The sequence below is a fragment of the Planobispora longispora genome, assembly GCF_016863135.1.
Taxonomy (GTDB): domain Bacteria; phylum Actinomycetota; class Actinomycetes; order Streptosporangiales; family Streptosporangiaceae; genus Planobispora; species Planobispora longispora.
On record NZ_BOOH01000076.1, the window covers coordinates 22691 to 39372 of the forward strand.

14 protein-coding genes are annotated in these 16682 nt (G+C 73.8%); 6 read left to right on the top strand and 8 right to left on the bottom strand.

The annotated features are described in order from the left end of the window. Positions 1-19: 19 nt before the first annotated feature. The 3 genes from Plo01_RS38825 to Plo01_RS38835 all read left to right on the top strand — a co-directional run bounded on the left by Plo01_RS38825 (position 20) and on the right by Plo01_RS38835 (position 3109). Positions 20-1222, top strand: coding sequence for an MFS transporter (locus Plo01_RS38825; protein ID WP_203895803.1), 1203 nt, complete (start codon positions 20-22; stop codon positions 1220-1222). Positions 1223-1391: 169 nt separating this feature from the next. Further along, positions 1392-2477, top strand: a complete 1086-nt coding sequence (locus Plo01_RS38830; RefSeq protein ID WP_203895804.1) for an S-(hydroxymethyl)mycothiol dehydrogenase — start codon at positions 1392-1394, stop codon at positions 2475-2477. Continuing rightward, positions 2477-3109: an MBL fold metallo-hydrolase gene (locus Plo01_RS38835; protein ID WP_203895805.1), complete on the top strand. Its 633-nt coding sequence runs from the start codon at positions 2477-2479 to the stop codon at positions 3107-3109. The genes Plo01_RS38830 and Plo01_RS38835 overlap by 1 nt, the downstream gene beginning before the upstream one ends. A gap of 128 nt (positions 3110-3237) precedes the next feature. On the opposite strand, the gene Plo01_RS38840 is transcribed toward Plo01_RS38835, so the two are convergent. The 6 genes from Plo01_RS38840 to rhaI form a co-directional block, all read right to left on the bottom strand. Then, a complete protein-coding gene (locus Plo01_RS38840; protein ID WP_203895806.1) occupies positions 3238-3990 on the bottom strand; it encodes a LutC/YkgG family protein in 753 nt (250 codons plus the stop codon). Continuing rightward, on the bottom strand, positions 3977-5431 hold the full coding sequence (locus Plo01_RS38845) for a lactate utilization protein B (RefSeq protein ID WP_203895816.1): 1455 nt from the start codon (positions 5429-5431) through the stop codon (positions 3977-3979). Before Plo01_RS38845 ends, Plo01_RS38840 begins: the two co-directional genes overlap by 14 nt. A 91-nt stretch (positions 5432-5522) precedes the next feature. Next, positions 5523-6329: a (Fe-S)-binding protein gene (locus Plo01_RS38850; RefSeq protein WP_203895807.1), complete on the bottom strand. Its 807-nt coding sequence runs from the start codon at positions 6327-6329 to the stop codon at positions 5523-5525. 2 nt (positions 6330-6331) lie between these two features. Beyond that, the gene (locus Plo01_RS38855) at positions 6332-7714 is read right to left on the bottom strand and encodes a rhamnulokinase (RefSeq protein ID WP_203895817.1); all 1383 of its coding nucleotides are present in this window, start codon (positions 7712-7714) and stop codon (positions 6332-6334) included. 160 nt (positions 7715-7874) lie between these two features. Beyond that, a complete protein-coding gene (locus tag Plo01_RS38860; RefSeq protein ID WP_203895808.1) occupies positions 7875-9905 on the bottom strand; it encodes a bifunctional aldolase/short-chain dehydrogenase in 2031 nt (676 codons plus the stop codon). A gap of 53 nt (positions 9906-9958) precedes the next feature. After that, positions 9959-11140 carry an L-rhamnose isomerase gene (gene rhaI, locus Plo01_RS38865; RefSeq protein WP_203895809.1) on the bottom strand — a complete coding sequence of 394 codons (1182 nt, stop codon included), beginning with the start codon at positions 11138-11140 and terminating at the stop codon, positions 9959-9961. A gap of 470 nt (positions 11141-11610) precedes the next feature. On the opposite strand from rhaI, the gene Plo01_RS38870 reads away from it, so the two are divergent. Both Plo01_RS38870 and Plo01_RS38875 read left to right on the top strand, forming a co-directional pair. After that, complete coding sequence (locus Plo01_RS38870; RefSeq protein WP_203895810.1) at positions 11611-13029, top strand: amidase; 1419 nt, start codon at positions 11611-11613, stop codon at positions 13027-13029. A 156-nt stretch (positions 13030-13185) separates the two neighbouring features. Continuing rightward, on the top strand, positions 13186-13899 hold the full coding sequence (locus Plo01_RS38875) for an alpha/beta hydrolase (protein WP_203895811.1): 714 nt from the start codon (positions 13186-13188) through the stop codon (positions 13897-13899). Positions 13900-13960: 61 nt separating this feature from the next. Here the strand turns inward: Plo01_RS38875 and Plo01_RS41195 are convergent, their stop codons facing one another. Both Plo01_RS41195 and Plo01_RS38880 read right to left on the bottom strand, forming a co-directional pair. Beyond that, a complete protein-coding gene (locus Plo01_RS41195; RefSeq protein ID WP_275415461.1) occupies positions 13961-14083 on the bottom strand; it encodes a hypothetical protein in 123 nt (40 codons plus the stop codon). A 145-nt stretch (positions 14084-14228) separates the two neighbouring features. Continuing rightward, a complete protein-coding gene (locus tag Plo01_RS38880; RefSeq protein ID WP_203895812.1) occupies positions 14229-15509 on the bottom strand; it encodes a cytochrome P450 in 1281 nt (426 codons plus the stop codon). A gap of 156 nt (positions 15510-15665) precedes the next feature. Here Plo01_RS38880 and Plo01_RS38885 point away from each other — a divergent pair, with 156 nt between their 5' ends. Then, on the top strand, positions 15666-16250 hold the full coding sequence (locus Plo01_RS38885; RefSeq protein ID WP_239317908.1) for a hemerythrin domain-containing protein: 585 nt from the start codon (positions 15666-15668) through the stop codon (positions 16248-16250). Positions 16251-16682 lie beyond the last annotated feature (432 nt).

Consider the following 16682-nt stretch of genomic DNA (forward strand, 5'->3'; position numbering starts at 1 on the left):
GACATCTAGCGAGGCCCGCATGTCCCAGCCGGCCATCGCGAAGCAGGCTGGCCCGCCCCAGCTCGTCTTGCTGCTCATCGGAAGCTGCATGCCCGTGCTCGGCGCCGTCCTGCTCTCGCCGGTCCTGCCCCGTATCAGTGAACACTTCGCCGCCACACCGGGCGTCGACGTCCTGGTCCCGGTGATCCTGACCATCCCGGCGCTGTTCATCGCGCTCGGCGCCCCCTTCGCCGGCGCCATCGCCGACAAGTTCGACCGCAAGCGCCTGCTGATCGTCACCATGGTCGGCTACGCGATCTCCGGCACCGCGCCGCTCTACCTGGACTCGATCCAGGCCATCCTGGCCAGCCGCGTGCTCGTCGGCATCTGCGAGGCGGCCATCATGACCTGCTGCACCACCCTGATCGCCGACTACTGGTCCGGCCCGCGCCGCATCCGCTACCTGGGTCTGCAGACCCTCGTCACCACCGTCGCCGCGACGGCCTTCTTCGCGCTCGGCGGGCTGCTCGGCGCCGACAGCTGGCGTACGCCGTTCTGGCTGTACGCCGTCGCCGCGCTCGCCGCGATCCCCATGGCGCTCCTCCTCTGGCAGCCCGCCGCCGCGCACCACGGGGACCCGCACCACGGAGAGCGGCGGCCCTGGCCCTGGCGGACCCTGGCCGTCCCCTCCCTGATCACCGTCGCCGGAGGCGTCGTCTTCTACACGCTGATCGTGCAGCTCTCCTACGTCCTGGACGGCGCGGGGGTCTCCGACCCGGCGGCCATCGGCGGCGTCACCGCGCTCATGTCGCTGGCGACCGCCGTCGGGGCCGGCCTGTTCGCCAAGGTCTCCGGCCGCGGCGCGCGCGTGCTGCTCGTCGTGGAGTTCGCCGTGTCCGGTCTCGGCCTGCTCCTGATCTTCGCGGCCGGGGCCGTCCCCGTGATCGTCGCGGGCGCCGTGCTCACCGGCTTCTCCACGGGACTGCTCCTGCCGACCCTGCTCACCTGGGCGGTCAACAGGCTGCCGTTCGCGCAGCGCGGCCGCGGCACCGGCCTGTGGACCGGCGCCCTGTTCCTCGGGGAGTTCCTCTCGCCCCTGCTCGTCGGCGGGCTGACCGCGGCGACCGGAGGGCTCGGCCCGGCCCTGGCGGTGATCGGCGTCGCGTCGCTGGTGCTGGCCGGCCTGGTGGTCACCGTCCTGACCGTCCCGTCCGCGCCGCTCAACGCCGTACCGGCCGAATAGGGGCACAGCCCGCGCCCTGATGCGCGATGGCGTCCGGCGCCGGGAGTGAAACGACACGCGGTGCGCCCGGCGGTCCCTTCCGTCCGGGCGCACCGCGCGTGATCATGTCCTTACCGTCCCCATCGCGGGTTCCCGGGTCCCCCCGGGACGAAGGAAAGGCAGCAGTCAGATGGCATACGAAGTACGCGGCGTGATAGCGCGGGGCAAGGGCCAGGCCGTGTCGGTGGAGTCCGTCCTCGTGCCCGACCCCGGTCCCGGCGAGGCGGTGGTCGACGTCCAGGCCTGCGGGGTCTGCCACACCGACCTGCACTACCGCGAGGGCGGGATCAACGACGACTTCCCCTTCCTGCTCGGCCACGAGGCCGCGGGCGTGGTCGAGGCCGTCGGCGAGGGCGTGACCGGCCTCGCCCCGGGCGACTACGTGATCCTCAACTGGCGGGCGGTCTGCGGCCAGTGCCGGGCGTGCCTGCGCGGCCGTCCGTGGTACTGCTTCAACACCCACAACGCGACGCAGAAGATGACCCTGGGCGACGGCACGGAGCTCAGCCCGGCGCTGGGCATCGGGGCTTTCGCGGACAAGACCCTGGTGGCGGCCGGGCAGTGCACCAAGGTGGACCCGGCGGCGTCCCCGGCCGTGGCGGGCCTGCTGGGCTGCGGCGTGATGGCGGGTCTCGGCGCGGCCGTCAACACCGGCGGGGTCACCCGCGGCGACAGCGTGGCCGTGATCGGCTGCGGCGGCGTCGGCGGCGCGGCCGTCCTGGGCTCGTCGCTGGCCGGGGCCGCGAAGATCATCGCGGTGGACGTCGACGACCGCAAGCTGGAGTGGGCCAAGGGCTTCGGCGCCACCCACACCGTCAACTCCCGCACCGCCGACCCGGTGGAGGCGATCAGGGAACTGACCGGCGGGAACGGCGCGGACGTGGTGATCGAGGCGGTCGGCCGGCCGGAGACCTACAAGCAGGCCTTCTACGCCCGCGACCTGGCCGGGACCGTGGTGCTGGTGGGCGTGCCCACCCCGGAGATGACGCTGGAGCTGCCGCTGCTGGACGTCTTCGGCCGCGGCGGCGCGCTGAAGTCCTCCTGGTACGGCGACTGCCTGCCGTCCCGAGACTTCCCCATGCTCATCGACCTGTACCTGCAGGGACGGCTGAACCTCGACGGCTTCGTCACCGAGACCATCGCGCTGGACGAGGTCGAGGCCGCCTTCGACAAGATGCACCGCGGCGAGGTGCTGCGCTCCGTGGTGATGCTCTGATGGGCGGCGCGAGGATCGACCACGCCGTCACCTCCGGCACCTTCAGCCTGGACGGCCAGACCTTCGACGTCGACAACAACGTCTGGGTGCTCGGCGACGACGACGAGTGCGTGGTCTTCGACGCCCCCCACGACGTGGCGGCCATCACCGGGCTGGTCGCGGGCCGCAGGGTCGTCGCGATCCTGGCCACCCACGCCCACGACGACCACGTCCGGGTGGCCCCGGCCCTGTCCGAGGCCACCGGGGCGCCCGTCCTGCTGCACCCGGCCGACCTGCCGGTGTGGAGGCTCACCCACCCCGAGCGCGAACCCGACGGCCCGCTGGCCGACGGCCAGGTCATCGAGGTCGCCGGCACCCGCCTGGAGGTCCTGCACACCCCGGGCCACGCCCCGGGAGCCTGCTGCTTCCACGCCCCGGAACTCGGCGCCGTCTTCACCGGCGACACCCTCTTCCAGGGCGGACCGGGCGCCACCGGACGGTCGTTCTCCGACTTCGGCGTCATCGTCGAGTCGATCCGCGATCGCCTGCTGACCCTGCCGGGCGAGACGGTCGTCCACACCGGGCACGGCGCGAGCACGACGATCGGAGCCGAGGCGCCCCACCTGCAGGAGTGGATCAGCCGGGGCCACTGAGAACGGAAACGTCCCGCGGGTCTCCGCCGTACGGCCAAGCCGCCCGGGGAGGCACGGGGGACACGTCCCGTGCCGCTCGGGCGTCCGAGCGGCACGGGACGGAAGCGCGGCCGTACGGATGACGGCGGTCAGGTCGTGATGACGACGTGCAGGTTGCGGGGGCCGTGGACGCCTTCGACGCGGTCGAGTTCGATGTCGCTGGTGGCCGACGGCCCGCTGATCCAGGTGAGCGGGCGGCCCGGGGTCAGCCGGGCCAGGGCCTCGGGCACGGTGGCGACCACCTGCTCGGGACGGATGACGCAGATGTGCAGGTCGGGCAGGAGCGTGATGACCCGTCGGCCCTGGTCGGCGGAGCCGTCCAGCACGATCGTGCCGGTCTCGGCGACGGCCACCGCCGCCGCGGTGACCACGCCGTCCACGGCCGACAGCCGGTCGGCGCCGAGGCCCTCGTCCCGGAGCACGTCCAGGCCGTCCGGCAGCCACGCGGGCGGCAGCCCCGGCGGCACCACGACGCACGGCCGCTCCGCGAGCTCCGCGAGCTCCGCGACCCCGGCGAGGATCGCGGCGACGACATCGGCGACGGCGGTGGCACCGCCGTCCGTGCGATCAGCACCGTTCCCGCTGCCGTTCACGTTTCCGGTGCCGGTACGGTGCACGCGGGCGCGGTAGTCGGTCAGCCGGTCGGCCAGCAGCTCGACCAGGCGCTCGTCCCCGGGCGGCAGATCGCCGTGGCGCCGGTAGTCACGCGGTATCCGGTCGGGTCCGGCGCCGGCCGCCCTGCCGGAGTCCGAATCTTCCGCCGTGCCGGACGGGGCGGCGGGCGGGACGTCGCCGCCGAGGGCGGCGCGGATGCGGGCCAGGACCGTCTCACGGCTGCTCATCGGTGCTCCCTCGCTTCTCCCACCAGTCGCGGAACGTCTGCGGCGGTGGTTCGGGCAGGTCCCGCGCCGCGGTCCAGCCGCTCAGCGGCGGCGGCAGCCCGCGCCCGCGCCTCCCGGCCAGCCGGCTCAGGCGGGCGGCGCGCTGCGCGGCGGCGTACAGGCCCGGGTGGTCCATCACGTAGGCCGCCGCGGCCATCGTGGCCGCCTCGGCGGTGGGAACCTTGCGCCGCTCCCGCTGCTCCTCCACGTGCCGGGCGCGCAGGTGAACCAGGATCGACGGGATGTCGATCTTCACAGGGCAGGCGTCGAAGCACGCCCCGCACAACGACGAGGCGTACGGCAGGGACGCGTTGTCCTCCACCCCGGTCAGCTGCGGCGACAGCACCGCGCCGATGGGACCGGGGTAGACCGAGCCGTAGGCGTGGCCGCCGGTGCGCTCGTAGACCGGGCAGACGTTCAGGCACGCCGAGCAGCGGATGCAGTGCAGCGCCTGCCGTCCGATCTCGTCGGCCAGGACGGCGGTGCGGCCGTTGTCCAGCAGCACCAGGTGGAAGGACTGCGGCCCGTCGCCCGGGGTGACGCCGGTCCACATCGAGGTGTAGGGGTTCATCCGCTCCCCGGTCGAGGCCCGGGGCAGCAGCTGCAGGAACACCTCCAGGTCCTGCCAGGACGGGATCACCTTCTCGATGCCCATCACGGTGATCAGGGTCTCGGGCAGCGTCAGGCACATGCGCCCGTTGCCCTCGGACTCCACCACCGCCAGGGTGCCGGTCTCGGCGACGGCGAAGTTCGCCCCCGAGATCGCCACCTTCGTCTCCAGGAAGGTGCGCCGCAGGTAGGCGCGGGCGGCGCCGGCCAGCGCCGCGGGCTCGCCGCGGAGGGCGGGGTCCACGCCGGGCATCGCCCGCAGGAAGATCTCCCGGATCTCCGCCCGGTTGCGGTGGATGGCCGGGACCAGGATGTGGCTGGGCCGGTCGTCGCCGAGCTGGACGATGAGCTCGGCCAGATCGGTCTCGACCGGGGTGATCCCGGCCTCCTCCAGGGCCTCGTTGAGGCCGATCTCCTGGGTGGCCATCGACTTGACCTTGATGACCCGGTCCTGGCCGGTGGCGCGGACCAGCCCGGTGACGATCCGGTTGGCCTCGGCGGCGTCGGCCGCCCAGTGCACCGTGCCGCCGGCCGCCGTGACGGCGGCCTCCAGCTGCTCCAGCAACTCCGGCAGACGGGCCATGGCGGCGGCCTTGACGGCGCTGCCCGCCGCGCGCAGCTCCTGCCAGTCGGGCACCTCGCCGATGACCGCGCCGGACTTCGCGCGGATCGTCGCGGTGGCGTGCCCGAGGTTGCGGCGGAGCTGGGTGTCGGCCAGCGCCCGGCGGGCCGCCGCCGGGAACGGCTCCTCCCCGCGCAGGTGTCCCACCCCGCGCGGGGCGAGCGCGGGCATGCCCAGGAAGGTACGCCGTGCCGCCGTCACGACATCCTCCGGGGGCGGGTCGCAGGTCTCATGGCGTTCTCCCGGTGCGGGCTGACGACTGTCATGGCTTCTCCCCGGTGTGCGCCGGGCCGGACGAGTTCCCGGCGGTCGTGATCCCGGGAGCCGCGGCGGTCCCGCCGGTCTCGGTGGACGCCAGGATCTCGGCCAGGTGCACGGTGCGCACCCCGGTGCGCAGCCGCGACAGCCCGCCGCCGATGTGCATCAGGCACGAGGCGTCCCCCGCGGTGCACACCTCGGCGCCGGTGGCCAGCACGTGGCGCATCTTGTCGGCGAGCATGGCGGTGGAGACGTCGGCGTTCTTCACCGCGAAGGTGCCGCCGAAGCCGCAGCACTGCCCGGCCTCGGGCAGCTCCACCAGCTCCAGGCCGCGTACGGCGCGCAGCAGCCGGAGCGGCCGGTCTCCCACCCCGACCATGCGCAGCGAGTGGCAGGTCGGATGGTAGGTGACCCGGTGCGGGTAGTAGGCGCCCACGTCGGTCACCCCGAGCACGTCCACCAGCAGCTCGGACAGCTCGTAGGTGCGCCGCCCGACCTGCCCGGCCTCCTCGGCCAGGCGCTCGTCGCCCGCCCGGCGGGCCACCGTCGCGTGCTGGTGCCGCACCGATCCGGCGCACGAGCCCGACGGCGTCACGATCACGTCGTACGGGTCGAACACCCGCACGTGCCGCCGGACCAGCTTCAGCGCCTCGGCCTGGTAGCCGGTGTTGACGTGCATCTGCCCGCAGCAGGTCTGCCCGGCGGGGAAGACCACCTCGTGGCCCAGCCGCTCCAGCAGCCGGACCGTGGCCTTGGCCGCCTCCGGGAACAGCGTGTCGGCCAGGCAGGTGACGAACAACGCGATGCGCACGGTCAGCCCTCCCCGCCCAGACGTGCTTCGGCCGCCGCCCACGCCCGCGCGTCGCCGCGCGGCTCGTACCGCACGAGATCCTGGGTCTCGCGGACCAGCGTCCGCAGCTCCGGCAGGCCGGGACCGGCGACCCCGGCGGCGCGGGCCTGGACGAGCACGTTGCCGAGCGCGGTGGCCTCCACCGGCCCGGCCACCACGGGCAGGCCGCAGGCGTCGGCGGTCAGCTGGCACAGCAGCGCGTTGCGGGCGCCGCCGCCGACGACGTGCACGGCGTCGACGTGCCGGCCGGACAGCTCCTGCGCCTGCCGTACGGCCCGGCGGTGCGCCAGAGCGAGGCTGTCCAGGACGCACCGCACGACGGCGGCCGGGCTCTCCGGCACGGGCTGGCCGGTGGCCCGGCAGGCGTCGGCGATGCGGGCGGGCATGTCCCCGGGCGGCAGGAACACCGCGTCGTCCACGTCGATCACCGACGCGAACGCGGGCCGGTCGGCGGCCCGGCGCAGCAGACCGGGCAGGTCCGTCTCGCCCCACGCGCGCAGGGACTCCTGCAGCAGCCAGAGCCCCATCACGTTGCGCAGATAGCGGATCGTGCCGTCGACGCCGGTCTCGTTGGTGAAGTTGGCCCGCCGGCTCGCCTCGCCCAGCACCGGCCGGTCCAGCTCGACGCCGACCAGGGACCAGGTGCCGCAGGAGATGTAGGCGAAGTCCGGCCCGGAGGCGGGCACCGCGACGACGGCCGAGGCGGTGTCGTGCGAGGCGACGGCCACCACGTCCGGATGGCCGGGCAGGTCGGTCGCGGGCAGGACCGGGCCGATCCGGGCGCCGGGCTCGCGCAGCGGCGGGAACAGCTCCGGCCGGATGCCCGCCTCGGTCATCAGCTCGGTCGCCCAGGCGCGGCGGTTCAGGTCGTACAGCTGGGTGGTGGAGGCGTTGGTGACCTCCGCGCCGACCTCCCCGGTGAGCCAGTAGGCGAGCAGGTCGGGGATGAGCAGCAGCCGGTGGGCGAGTCCGTACTGGGGCGTGCCCACGGCGGAGGCCACCTGGTAGAGGGTGTTGAAGGGCAGGTGCTGCAGGCCCGTGACGCCGTACAGGCGCTCGCGGCCGAGATCGTCGGCCACCCGGTCGGCGAGGCCGTCGGTGCGGGCGTCGCGGTAGTGCACCGGGTTGCCCAGCAGCGCGCCGGAGGCGTCCAGCAGCCCGTAGTCGACCGCCCAGGAGTCGATGCCGACACTGGCGACCGGCCCGGCCGCGCGCAGGCCCCGCAGCACGCCCGCGTACAGCGCCAGGACGTCCCAGTGCAGGGTGGCGCCCAGGCGCACCGGCTCGTTGGCGAAGCGGTGCGCCTCGGTCAGGTCGAGGCGGCCGGGGCCGAGGCGGCCGACCATGACGCGGCCGCTGGCCGCGCCGAGGTCGACCGCCGCGACGGCGAGGTCGCCGGAGGCGGCCGCGGTCTTCGTCACTTCCGCCACGGCGCCACCCCCGTCGTGCCGGGGGACGCCGCCACCGCCGCCACCGTCGTCATCGTCGCCCGCGCTCTCGTCGCCGTCATCGCAGGAACGCCGCGGCGACGCCGGCGTCGACCGGGACGTGCAGGCCGGTGGTGTGCGACAGCTCCCCGCCGGTCAGCACGAACACGGCGTTGGCGACGTGCTCGGGCAGCACCTCCCGCTTGAGCAGGGTGCGCTGGGCGTAGAACTCGCCCAGCTTCTCCTCGGGCACGCCGTACACGGCCGCGCGCCGGGCGCCCCAGCCGCCGGCGAAGATCCCGGAGCCGCGGACCACGCCGTCGGGGTTGACGCCGTTGACGCGGACGCCGTGCTCGCCGAGCTCGGCGGCGAGCAGCCGCACCTGGTGGGCCTGGTCGGCCTTGGCGGCGCCGTACGCGACGTTGTTGGGCCCGGCGAACAGGGAGTTCTTGCTGGAGATGTAGACGATGTCGCCGCCCATGCCCTGGGCGATCATCACCCGGGCCGTCTCGCGGGAGACGAGGAAGGAGCCCTTGGCCATGACGTCGTGCTGGATGTCCCAGTCGGTCTCGCTGGTCTCCAGGAGCGGCTTGGAGATCGACAGACCGGCGTTGTTGACCACCAGGTCCACCCCGCCGAACGCCAGCACCGCCTCGCGCACCGCCCGGGCCACCGCCTCGGCGTCGGTCACGTCGGCCGCGGTGGCGATCGCCGCGTCGGGCCCGCCGATCTCGGCGGCGACCTTCGCGGCGGCCCCGGCGTCGCGGTCGGCCACCACGACGCGGGCGCCCTCGGCGGCCAGCCGGAGGGCGGTCGCCCGGCCGATGCCGGAGCCGGCGCCGGTGACCAGGGCGATCCGGGTGGCCAGCGGCTTGGGCCTGGGCATGCGCTGGAGCTTGGCCTCCTCCAGCGCCCAGTACTCGATGCGGAACTTCTCCGCCTCGTCGATCGGCGCGTACGCCGAGACGGCCTCCGCCCCGCGCATCACGTTGATCGCGTTGACGTAGAACTCGCCCGCCACCCGGGCGGTCTGCTTGTCGGCGCCGAAGCTGAACATGCCGACGCCGGGCACGAGCACGATGGCCGGGTCGGCTCCGCGCATCGGCGGGCTGTCGGGCAGGGCGTGCCGCTCGTAGTAGGCGCGGTAGTCCTCGCGGTAGGCGGCGTGCAGCTCCCTGACGCGGGCGATCACGTCCTCCAGCGGCGCGCCGGGCGGCAGGTCCACCACCATCGGCCGGACCTTGGTGCGCAGGAAGTGGTCCGGGCAGGAGGTGCCGAGCGCGGCCAGCCGGGGGTGCTCGGCGCGGGAGACGAAGTCGAGCACGACGTCGGCGTCGGTGTAGTGGCCGACCTGCGGGCGGTCGGTCGAGGCCAGGCCGCGCAGGACCGGGAAGAGCGCGGCGGCCCGCTCGCGCCGCTCGGCCTCGGGCGGCGTCTCGTACACGACCGGGCCGAACGGCTCGGGCCGGCCGTGCTCGGCGATGTACCGCTCGGCCGTACGGATGATCTCCAGCGAGTTGCGCTCGCACTCCTCGCTGGTCGCGCCCCAGGCGGTGATGCCGTGCCCGCCGAGGACGACGCCGACGGCCTGCGGGTTGGCCCGCTGGACGGCGGCGATGTCCAGGCCGAGCTGGAAGCCGGGGCGCCGCCAGGGCACCCACACGACCCGCTCGCCGAAGATCTCCTTGGTGAGCGCGGGGCCGTCGGCGGCGGTGGCGACGGCGATGCCGGAGTCGGGGTGGAGGTGGTCGACGTGCGCGGCCTCCACCAGGCCGTGCATGGCGGTGTCGATGCTGGGCGCGGCGCCGCCCCGGCCGTGCAGGCAGTAGTCGAACGCGGCGACCATCTCGTCCTCGCGCTCCACCCCCGGGTAGACGTCCACGAGCGCGCGCAGCCGGTCCAGGCGGAGCACGGCCAGGCCCTGCTCGGTCAGCGTGCCCAGGTCGCCGCCGGAGCCCTTGACCCAGAGCAGCTGGGCCGGGGCGCCGGTGACGGGGTCGAGGGCCTCGCCCTTGGCGGAGGTGTTGCCGCCGGCGTAGTTGGTGGTGCGCGGGTCGGCGCCGAGCCGGTTGCTCCGGGCCAGCAGGTCGCGCACTGCGGGGTTGTTCATGATCAGTCTTCCTGACGTAGGTGCCGGTGACGCGGGAGGGGAGGAGACGCCGGTCAGGCGCCCCACCCGGCCTGCTGCCCGCCGACGCGCTCGGCGGTGATCTTCTCGAGGTAGCCGGAGCGCCGGTAGGCGGCGATCGGGTCGGGGTCGAGGCCGAGGTCGGCGCGGAGCTCGGCCAGGAGCGGCCGCACGTCGGCGGCGTAGGCGTCCATCAGGACGGCGTTGGCGCCGAGCACGTCGCCCGCCCGCTGGGCGGCGGCCAGGGCGGTTCCGTCGACGAGCAGCGCCTTGGCGGTGGCCTCCTGCACGTTCATCACCGAGCGGATGATCGCCGGGATCTTCGGCTCGATGTTGTGGCACTGGTCGAGCATGAACGCGATGCCGTACTCCGGCCGCAGCGCGTCGGCCCGCACGATCTCGTGCATGATCCGGAAGAGCTGGAACGGGTCGGCCGAGCCGACCATGAGGTCGTCGTCGGCGTAGAAGCGGGAGTTGAAGTCGAACGCGCCGAGCCTGCCCTGCCGGAGCAGGAACGCCACGATGAACTCGATGTTGGTGCCCGGCGCGTGGTGCCCGGTGTCGATGACGACCTGCGCCCTGGGGCCCAGCTCCAGGCAGTGCGCGTAGGCGGTGCCCCAGTCCGGCACGTCGGTGGTGTAGAAGGCCGGCTCGAACAGCTTGTACTCCAGCAGCATCCGCTGCTCCCCGCCGAGGCGGCCGTACACCTCCGACAGCGCCTCGGCCAGCCGGTCCTGGCGGGCCCGGATGTCGTCCTGGCCGGGGTAGTTGGTGCCGTCGGAGAACCACAGCTTCAGGTCCCGCGAGCCGGTGGCGTCCATGATGCCGACGCACTCCAGCAGGTGGTCGATCGCCTTGCGGCGCACCCGCGGGTCCGGGTTGGTGACCGACCCCAGCTTGTAGTCGTCGTCCTGGAAGACGTTGGAGTTGATCGCGCCCAGCGCCACACCCTGGTCGGAGGCGTACTTCGCCAGGTCGGCGTAGTCGTCCACGCGGTCCCACGGGATGTGCAGCGCCACGGTCGGGGCCACCCCGGTCAGCCGGTGGACGACGGCCGCGTCGGCGATCTTCTCGTACGGGTCGCGGGGCACCCCCTGCTGGGCGAACACCTTGAACCGGGTCCCCGAGTTGGCGTACGCCCAGGACGGCGTCTCGATCCGCTGTTCCCTCAGCGCCCGCTTGACGCCGTCGCGGGTCGCTTGGTCCAGATGACTCATGCTGATGGCTCCGTTCCCCGGGCAGTTGCTCAGAGCGAATATAAAACGTTTTAACGCAGTGTCTCAAATGCCCAGATCGATGGCGTCATCCGGAGGGAGGTCCAGGGGTCCCGGAGATGATAAAACGTTTCAAGCCGTATCTCGGTGAAGGGGAGCCGGGCCGGTGGAGGTCATCGCCGGATCCGGGGCGGGGCCGGAAACCGTACGGGCTCGAAATCCGTGGACGTCCCCGCCCGGCGTCCGGCAGCATGGGCCGTGATGTACCGAGCGTAGAACCACCTCGATCGCTGGGCGATGGTGTCCCGGGCCGCTGACCCGGTGAAGCGACCGTCGCCTCGTTCAGCCTGCTTCTCTTCGCGGCGCCCAGCCCTGACGGCCTGTCGCGCGCCGCCTCAACTGACGAGCGGATCCGCCGCAGGATCCCCTGTGATCGATGTGCGGGCGTCGAGGACGCCCGGAGAAGGACTTTCATGGAAATCCACGAGTACGCGAAGTACGACGCCGTCGGCCTCCGGACGCTGATCGGGGCGGGCGACGTCACCGCCGGCGAGGTCGAGGCCGCCGCCAGGCAGGCCCTGGCCGTGACGAACGAGCGGGTGAACGGCCTGGCGCTGCCGGTGTTCACCCCGGCGCTCGACCGCGCGGAGGACGGGCCGTTCGCCGGGGTGCCGTTCCTGATCAAGGACCACGGGCCGGTGGCGGCGGGGGTGCCGTTCTTCCTCGGCAGCCGGAGCCTGCCCGGCATCGTCGCGGACCACGACACCGATCTGATGGCCCGCTTCCGGGCCGCGGGCCTGGTCACTCTGGGCCTCACCACCTCGCCGGAGATGTGCGTCAGCTTCTCCACCGAACCGGTCAGATTCGGCCCGGCCCGCAACCCGTGGGACCTGGACCGGGGGGCGGGAGGGTCCAGCGGCGGCGCCGCCGCCCTGGTCGCCGCCGGGGCCGTGCCCGTCGCGCACGCCAGCGACGGAGCCGGCTCCATCCGCGTCCCGGCCTCCTGCTGCGGCCTGGTCGGGCTCAAGCCGAGCCGGGGCCGCGTCACCTGCGGGCCCGACCTGGGAGAGCCCATGCTGGGCATGGCCTATGAGTTCGCGCTCACGCGCACCGTCCGCGACGCCGCCCACCTGCTGGACGCCGTCTGCGGGCCGGGGGTCGGCGACAAGTACACCGCGCCGCCCCCGCGCCGTCCGTACGCCGAGGAGATCGAGGCCGGCCCCGGACGGCTGAGGGTCGCGGTGACCACCGAGGCGTGGCCCGGGACGCCGGTGGACGCCGAGGTGGCCGCGGCGGCGGTGCGGACCGGTCACGTGCTGGAGCGGGCCGGCCACCTCGTCTCCGCGGACAGCCCGCGCGTCGACTGGGACGCGGTCATGCAGAGCTGGGTGCTGGAGGGGGTGGCGATCTCCTCCACCCTGCTGCTGGCTCCCCGGGAGCCCGACCCGGCCATGATGGAGGCCGTCTCCAGGCAGTTCCTGAAAGCGGCCAGGGAGTACACGGCGATGGACATGATGGCCGCCTTCAACGCGCAGAACCGGGTGACCCGCTCGGTGAGCGCGTTCCTCACCGAGTACGACCTGCTCGTCACCCCGACGCTGGGCCGTCTCCCGGCGCCGCACGGCACCCTGCGGCAGGACGACCCCGGCCACACCCTGACCAGTTGGCTGGAGTCGCTGTACGGCTACGGGCCGTTCACGGTGGTGTTCAACGTCACCGGCCAGCCCGCGATCAGCCTGCCGCTGGGGTGGAGCGAGAGCGGGCTGCCGATCGGGGTGCAGATCGCCGCCGCCCACGGGCGTGAGGATCTGCTGTTCCAGGTCGCCGCCCAGCTGGAGCAGGCCATGCCCTGGAGGGACCGGACGCCCCCGGTCTTCGCCGGGCTGAGCTGACGGGCACGGCGCGGGCGGCGACCGAGCCGTCACCGCCCGCGCCGGAGGGGGAACCCCGCGATCGCACCCGATCGTGACTCCGGGTGCTCTTCGGCTGCCCGCCTTCGGGCATGGGAGAAGTATCTGAAACGGACGACATGGCAGGAGGTGGCCGCAGTGTCAGCTCCAGAGAGATCCCTTCCCCACCCCCGGCCGGAAGAGGGGGCGCGGCACGGCCGGCTCGCCGCCCGGCCGGCCGCGAATCCCGCGACGGCCGAGCCCGGCACCCACCGGCTGGACGGGCAGGCGCTGCTGCGCGTGCCCGCGGTCTCGGGGGACGGGCCGTTCCGCCTGGCCGTGGTGCTCCACGGCGCGGCCGGCACCGCCGAGCAGGCGCTCGGCTGGCTGTCCCCGCACTCCGACGCCGCCGGACTCCTGCTGCTGGCGCCGCAGTCCGTCGCGTCCACCTGGGACGTGATCGTGGGCGGGTACGGCCCCGACGTGGCCCGGCTCGACGCCGCCCTGGAGGAGGTGTTCGCGCGCACGGCGGTCGCCGCGGACCACGTGGCCGTGGCGGGGTTCTCCGACGGGGCCTCCTACGCGCTCTCGCTGGGAGTGGCCAACGGCGACCTGTTCCGCGCCGTCCTGGCCTTCTCCCCGGGATTCATGGCGCCGGTGGTCCGCCACGGCCGTCCGCGGTTCTTCGTCTCACACGGCACCGGCGACCGCGTGCTGCCGATCGGCTCGTGCAGCCGCCGCCTCGTCCCCCTGCTGCGGGAAAGCGGGTACCCGGTCACTTACCAGGAGTTCGACGGCGGCCACGAGGTGCCGCCGCAGGTGGCGAGCGCGGCGGTGCGCTGGTGGACGGAGGCTCCGTCCACCGTGCCGTGATCGCGTCCTGCCGTGAGTCCACCGTGCCGTGGTCGCGCCCTTCCGCGGTCGCGCCCGCCTCTCACCGCGTCCAGTCGTAGTCGTCGGCGTCGTTCCAGGTCAGCCGATCGTCCGGCTCGGGCAGCAGGTCGTTCAGATCGATGTCGGCGCTGTCGTCGACATGGTCGGCACCGGGTGTCGTCATGGTCTCTCCACCGAGGTCGGCTCGAGGCCCGGATGCCGACCGCGGTCGGTGCGGGCTGTCCGTACGGGGTGATGTGCGTCCAACGATAACCCCGGCGGGCCGGCGCCGGGCTGTCCGGCATGCCATGTCGCCGGGAACGGCCGGCTCATCCCGGCGGAGGCGCTGCGGCGGACGCGTGGCGCGGCGCTCCGGAGTCCGTCACGACGGGCCGGGCGCCGGTCAGCACGAAGCCGTCGGCCGGGCGGGCGGGGACACGCCGCAGGGAGATGGTCAGGTCCTGCCGCGGGACGTCGTAGTCCAGCCGGGCCAGCCGCGTGCTCAGGGCCTTCAGCAGCGCGATGACGACGGCCTCGCCGGGGCAGCGGTGGCCGGTGTCCGGGGCGCCGCCGCCCTGCGGGATCAGCTCGTAGGCGCCGATGTCGCGGCCGATGAACCGTCGCGGGTCGAAGGCGTAGGGATCCTCCCAGAGGGAGGGGTCGTGGTGCTGGCCGTAGACGTCGAGCAGCACCAGGCTTCCGGCGGGGATCGTCTCCCCGCGCCAGGTCAGCTCCCTGACCGCCCGCCCGCCGAGGAACGGGGCGAACGGGTAGAAGCGACGGACCTCGTGGGTGAACGCCTCGGCGAAGGCGTCGTCGCCCTCGCGCAGCGGCGCGCGGTGCCGCGGCCAGCGGTGCAGGGCGTGGGCGGCGAACGAGACGAACCAGCACACGGCCGTGGTCGGCCGGATGATGTTGAGCAGCTCCACCGCCGCCGTGTGCGGATCGAGCAGTTCGCCGTCGGCGTCGCGGTGGTGGGCGACGACGTCGAGCGCCGAGCCCGCGGGAGCGGTGGCCACGCCGTCGCGCACGTCCCGCACGAGGCGGCCCAGCCACGCCTCGCGGCGCGCGCGGGCGGACCGGGCCCGCCAGTGCCGCGGCCCGGGGGTGGCGAAACCGTCGACCATGGCCACCAGGTCGGAGGCCAGGGCCGGCGCCTCGGCGCCGGCCAGGGGGATGCCGGTCCACCGGCACACGCCCCGGGCCAGGATCTCGGCGGCCTCGTCGAAGAGCACCACGCGCCGCCCGTCCCCCCAGGAGGCGGCCGCCTCGTCCCAGGCCGCGGTGGTGTGCCGGACCAGGGCGCCGATGCCGTCGCCGGTCAGGACCGACAGGAACATCGCCTTGCGCACGCGGTGGGCGGCGCCGTCCAGGGTGTGCACGGCCCCGTGGCCGAACAGCGTGCTCTTGATGGGGCCGGGCAGCGCGGTGTGCCGCTCGATGTGGTCCTCGTCGTAGAAGAAGCGCACCGCGTCCGGCCCGCGCAGTCCGACGGCGCGCTGGCCCGCCACCCGGGTGTGCACGACCTCGCCGGAGGCGCGCCGCCGCAGCCCGGGCAGCCAGGCATAGCCCTGGAACAGGAGGATGAGCGTGTTGTCCAGCTGGAACATGTGCGATGGAATGCCCGTGATGTGAACGGTGAAACAGCCGGGCTGCGGCGCGGCATCCGATCGCCGGGCGGAGGCGTTCGCCCGCGGGGGCGGGGTGTTCGCCCGCCGGGCGGGGGTAGGGCAGGCGTGCCCGAAAGAACGCGAAGGGAGAGCGCCATGCCCAAGACCTACCCCCGCCCCGAGACCATGGAGGAGACCGACGTCGTCGACCTGCTGCTGGCGCAGCACGCCATGATCAGGGACATGTTCGACGACGTCGAGAAGGCCTCCCCGGGTGAGCGGCCGGAGGCGTTCCAGCGGCTGGTGCGGCTGCTCGCGGTCCACGAGACGGTCGAGGAGGAGATCGTGCACCCGTACGCCCGCCTCAAGCTGGAGGGCGGGGACGCGGTGGTCGACGACCGCCTGGCGGAGGAACGCGAGGCCAAGGAGCTGCTCACGCGCATGGACCAGGCGGGTCCCGACGATCCGCAGTTCATGACGAACCTGCTGGCGCTGCGCGCGGCGGTGGAGGCCCACGCCCGCAGCGAGGAGCGCTACGAGTTCCAGAAGCTGCGCGCCCACGCCTCCGACGCCGAGCGGCGGGCCATGGCGGCCGGGGTGAAGGCGGCCGCGGCGATGGCCCCGACCCACCCGCACGCGGGTGTGGAGTCGGCGACCAAGAACCTGCTGCTCGGCACGCCGGTGGCGATGATGGACCGGGTCCGCGACGTGATCCGTCAGACGATGGGCAAGAAGGGCTGAGCCCGCGAACGGCCCCGCGTCGCCGTACGGCCCGCATCCTCTGCCCGGGGTGCGGGCCGTACGGCGTACGGGGGTGGTGGCGGCAGCGGCCGACGGAGACCGTGGCGACGACGGCCAGGGGGACGGCGGCCGGCCGGATTCCCCGTATCCAGCGGGCTTCCCCGTTTCCCGCTCACCGGTTCCCTGAATGGGTTCGCCGTGATATGCCGGAGTATCTAGCGCCACGCAGCACGGCAGGCAGCACGACGGGGCTGCGGTGATCCTCGCCTCCGGGAGTCGGAGTGAATCCAGCCATCCACGTGCGTTCGCAGATCGGCCGCGACGACGCGCCGGTCACCGGGAGGGCCCTGTGACGACCTACAAGCCGCCCGCCGATGAGCCGGTGATCTCTCCGCCGGTCGTGGTCGAGCGCCGAGGAAGGCTCGTCACGAC

Excerpts from the sequence above, each read along its gene's own strand:
- rhaI (WP_203895809.1), bottom strand. The coding sequence starts at position 11,140 with ATGAGTCATCTGGACCAAGCGACCCGCGACGGCGTCAAGCGGGCGCTG.
- Plo01_RS38885 (WP_239317908.1), top strand. The coding sequence starts at position 15,666 with ATGCCCAAGACCTACCCCCGCCCCGAGACCATGGAGGAGACCGACGTC.
- Plo01_RS41195 (WP_275415461.1), bottom strand. The coding sequence starts at position 14,083 with ATGACGACACCCGGTGCCGACCATGTCGACGACAGCGCCGACATCGAT.
- Plo01_RS38855 (WP_203895817.1), bottom strand. The coding sequence starts at position 7,714 with ATGGTCGGCCGCCTCGGCCCCGGCCGCCTCGACCTGACCGAGGCGCAC.
- Plo01_RS38860 (WP_203895808.1), bottom strand. The coding sequence starts at position 9,905 with ATGAACAACCCCGCAGTGCGCGACCTGCTGGCCCGGAGCAACCGGCTC.
- Plo01_RS38870 (WP_203895810.1), top strand. The coding sequence starts at position 11,611 with ATGGAAATCCACGAGTACGCGAAGTACGACGCCGTCGGCCTCCGGACG.
- Plo01_RS38840 (WP_203895806.1), bottom strand. The coding sequence starts at position 3,990 with ATGAGCAGCCGTGAGACGGTCCTGGCCCGCATCCGCGCCGCCCTCGGC.
- Plo01_RS38835 (WP_203895805.1), top strand. The coding sequence starts at position 2,477 with ATGGGCGGCGCGAGGATCGACCACGCCGTCACCTCCGGCACCTTCAGC.
- Plo01_RS38825 (WP_203895803.1), top strand. The coding sequence starts at position 20 with ATGTCCCAGCCGGCCATCGCGAAGCAGGCTGGCCCGCCCCAGCTCGTC.
- Plo01_RS38845 (WP_203895816.1), bottom strand. The coding sequence starts at position 5,431 with ATGCCCGCGCTCGCCCCGCGCGGGGTGGGACACCTGCGCGGGGAGGAG.
- Plo01_RS38830 (WP_203895804.1), top strand. The coding sequence starts at position 1,392 with ATGGCATACGAAGTACGCGGCGTGATAGCGCGGGGCAAGGGCCAGGCC.
- Plo01_RS38880 (WP_203895812.1), bottom strand. The coding sequence starts at position 15,509 with ATGTTCCAGCTGGACAACACGCTCATCCTCCTGTTCCAGGGCTATGCC.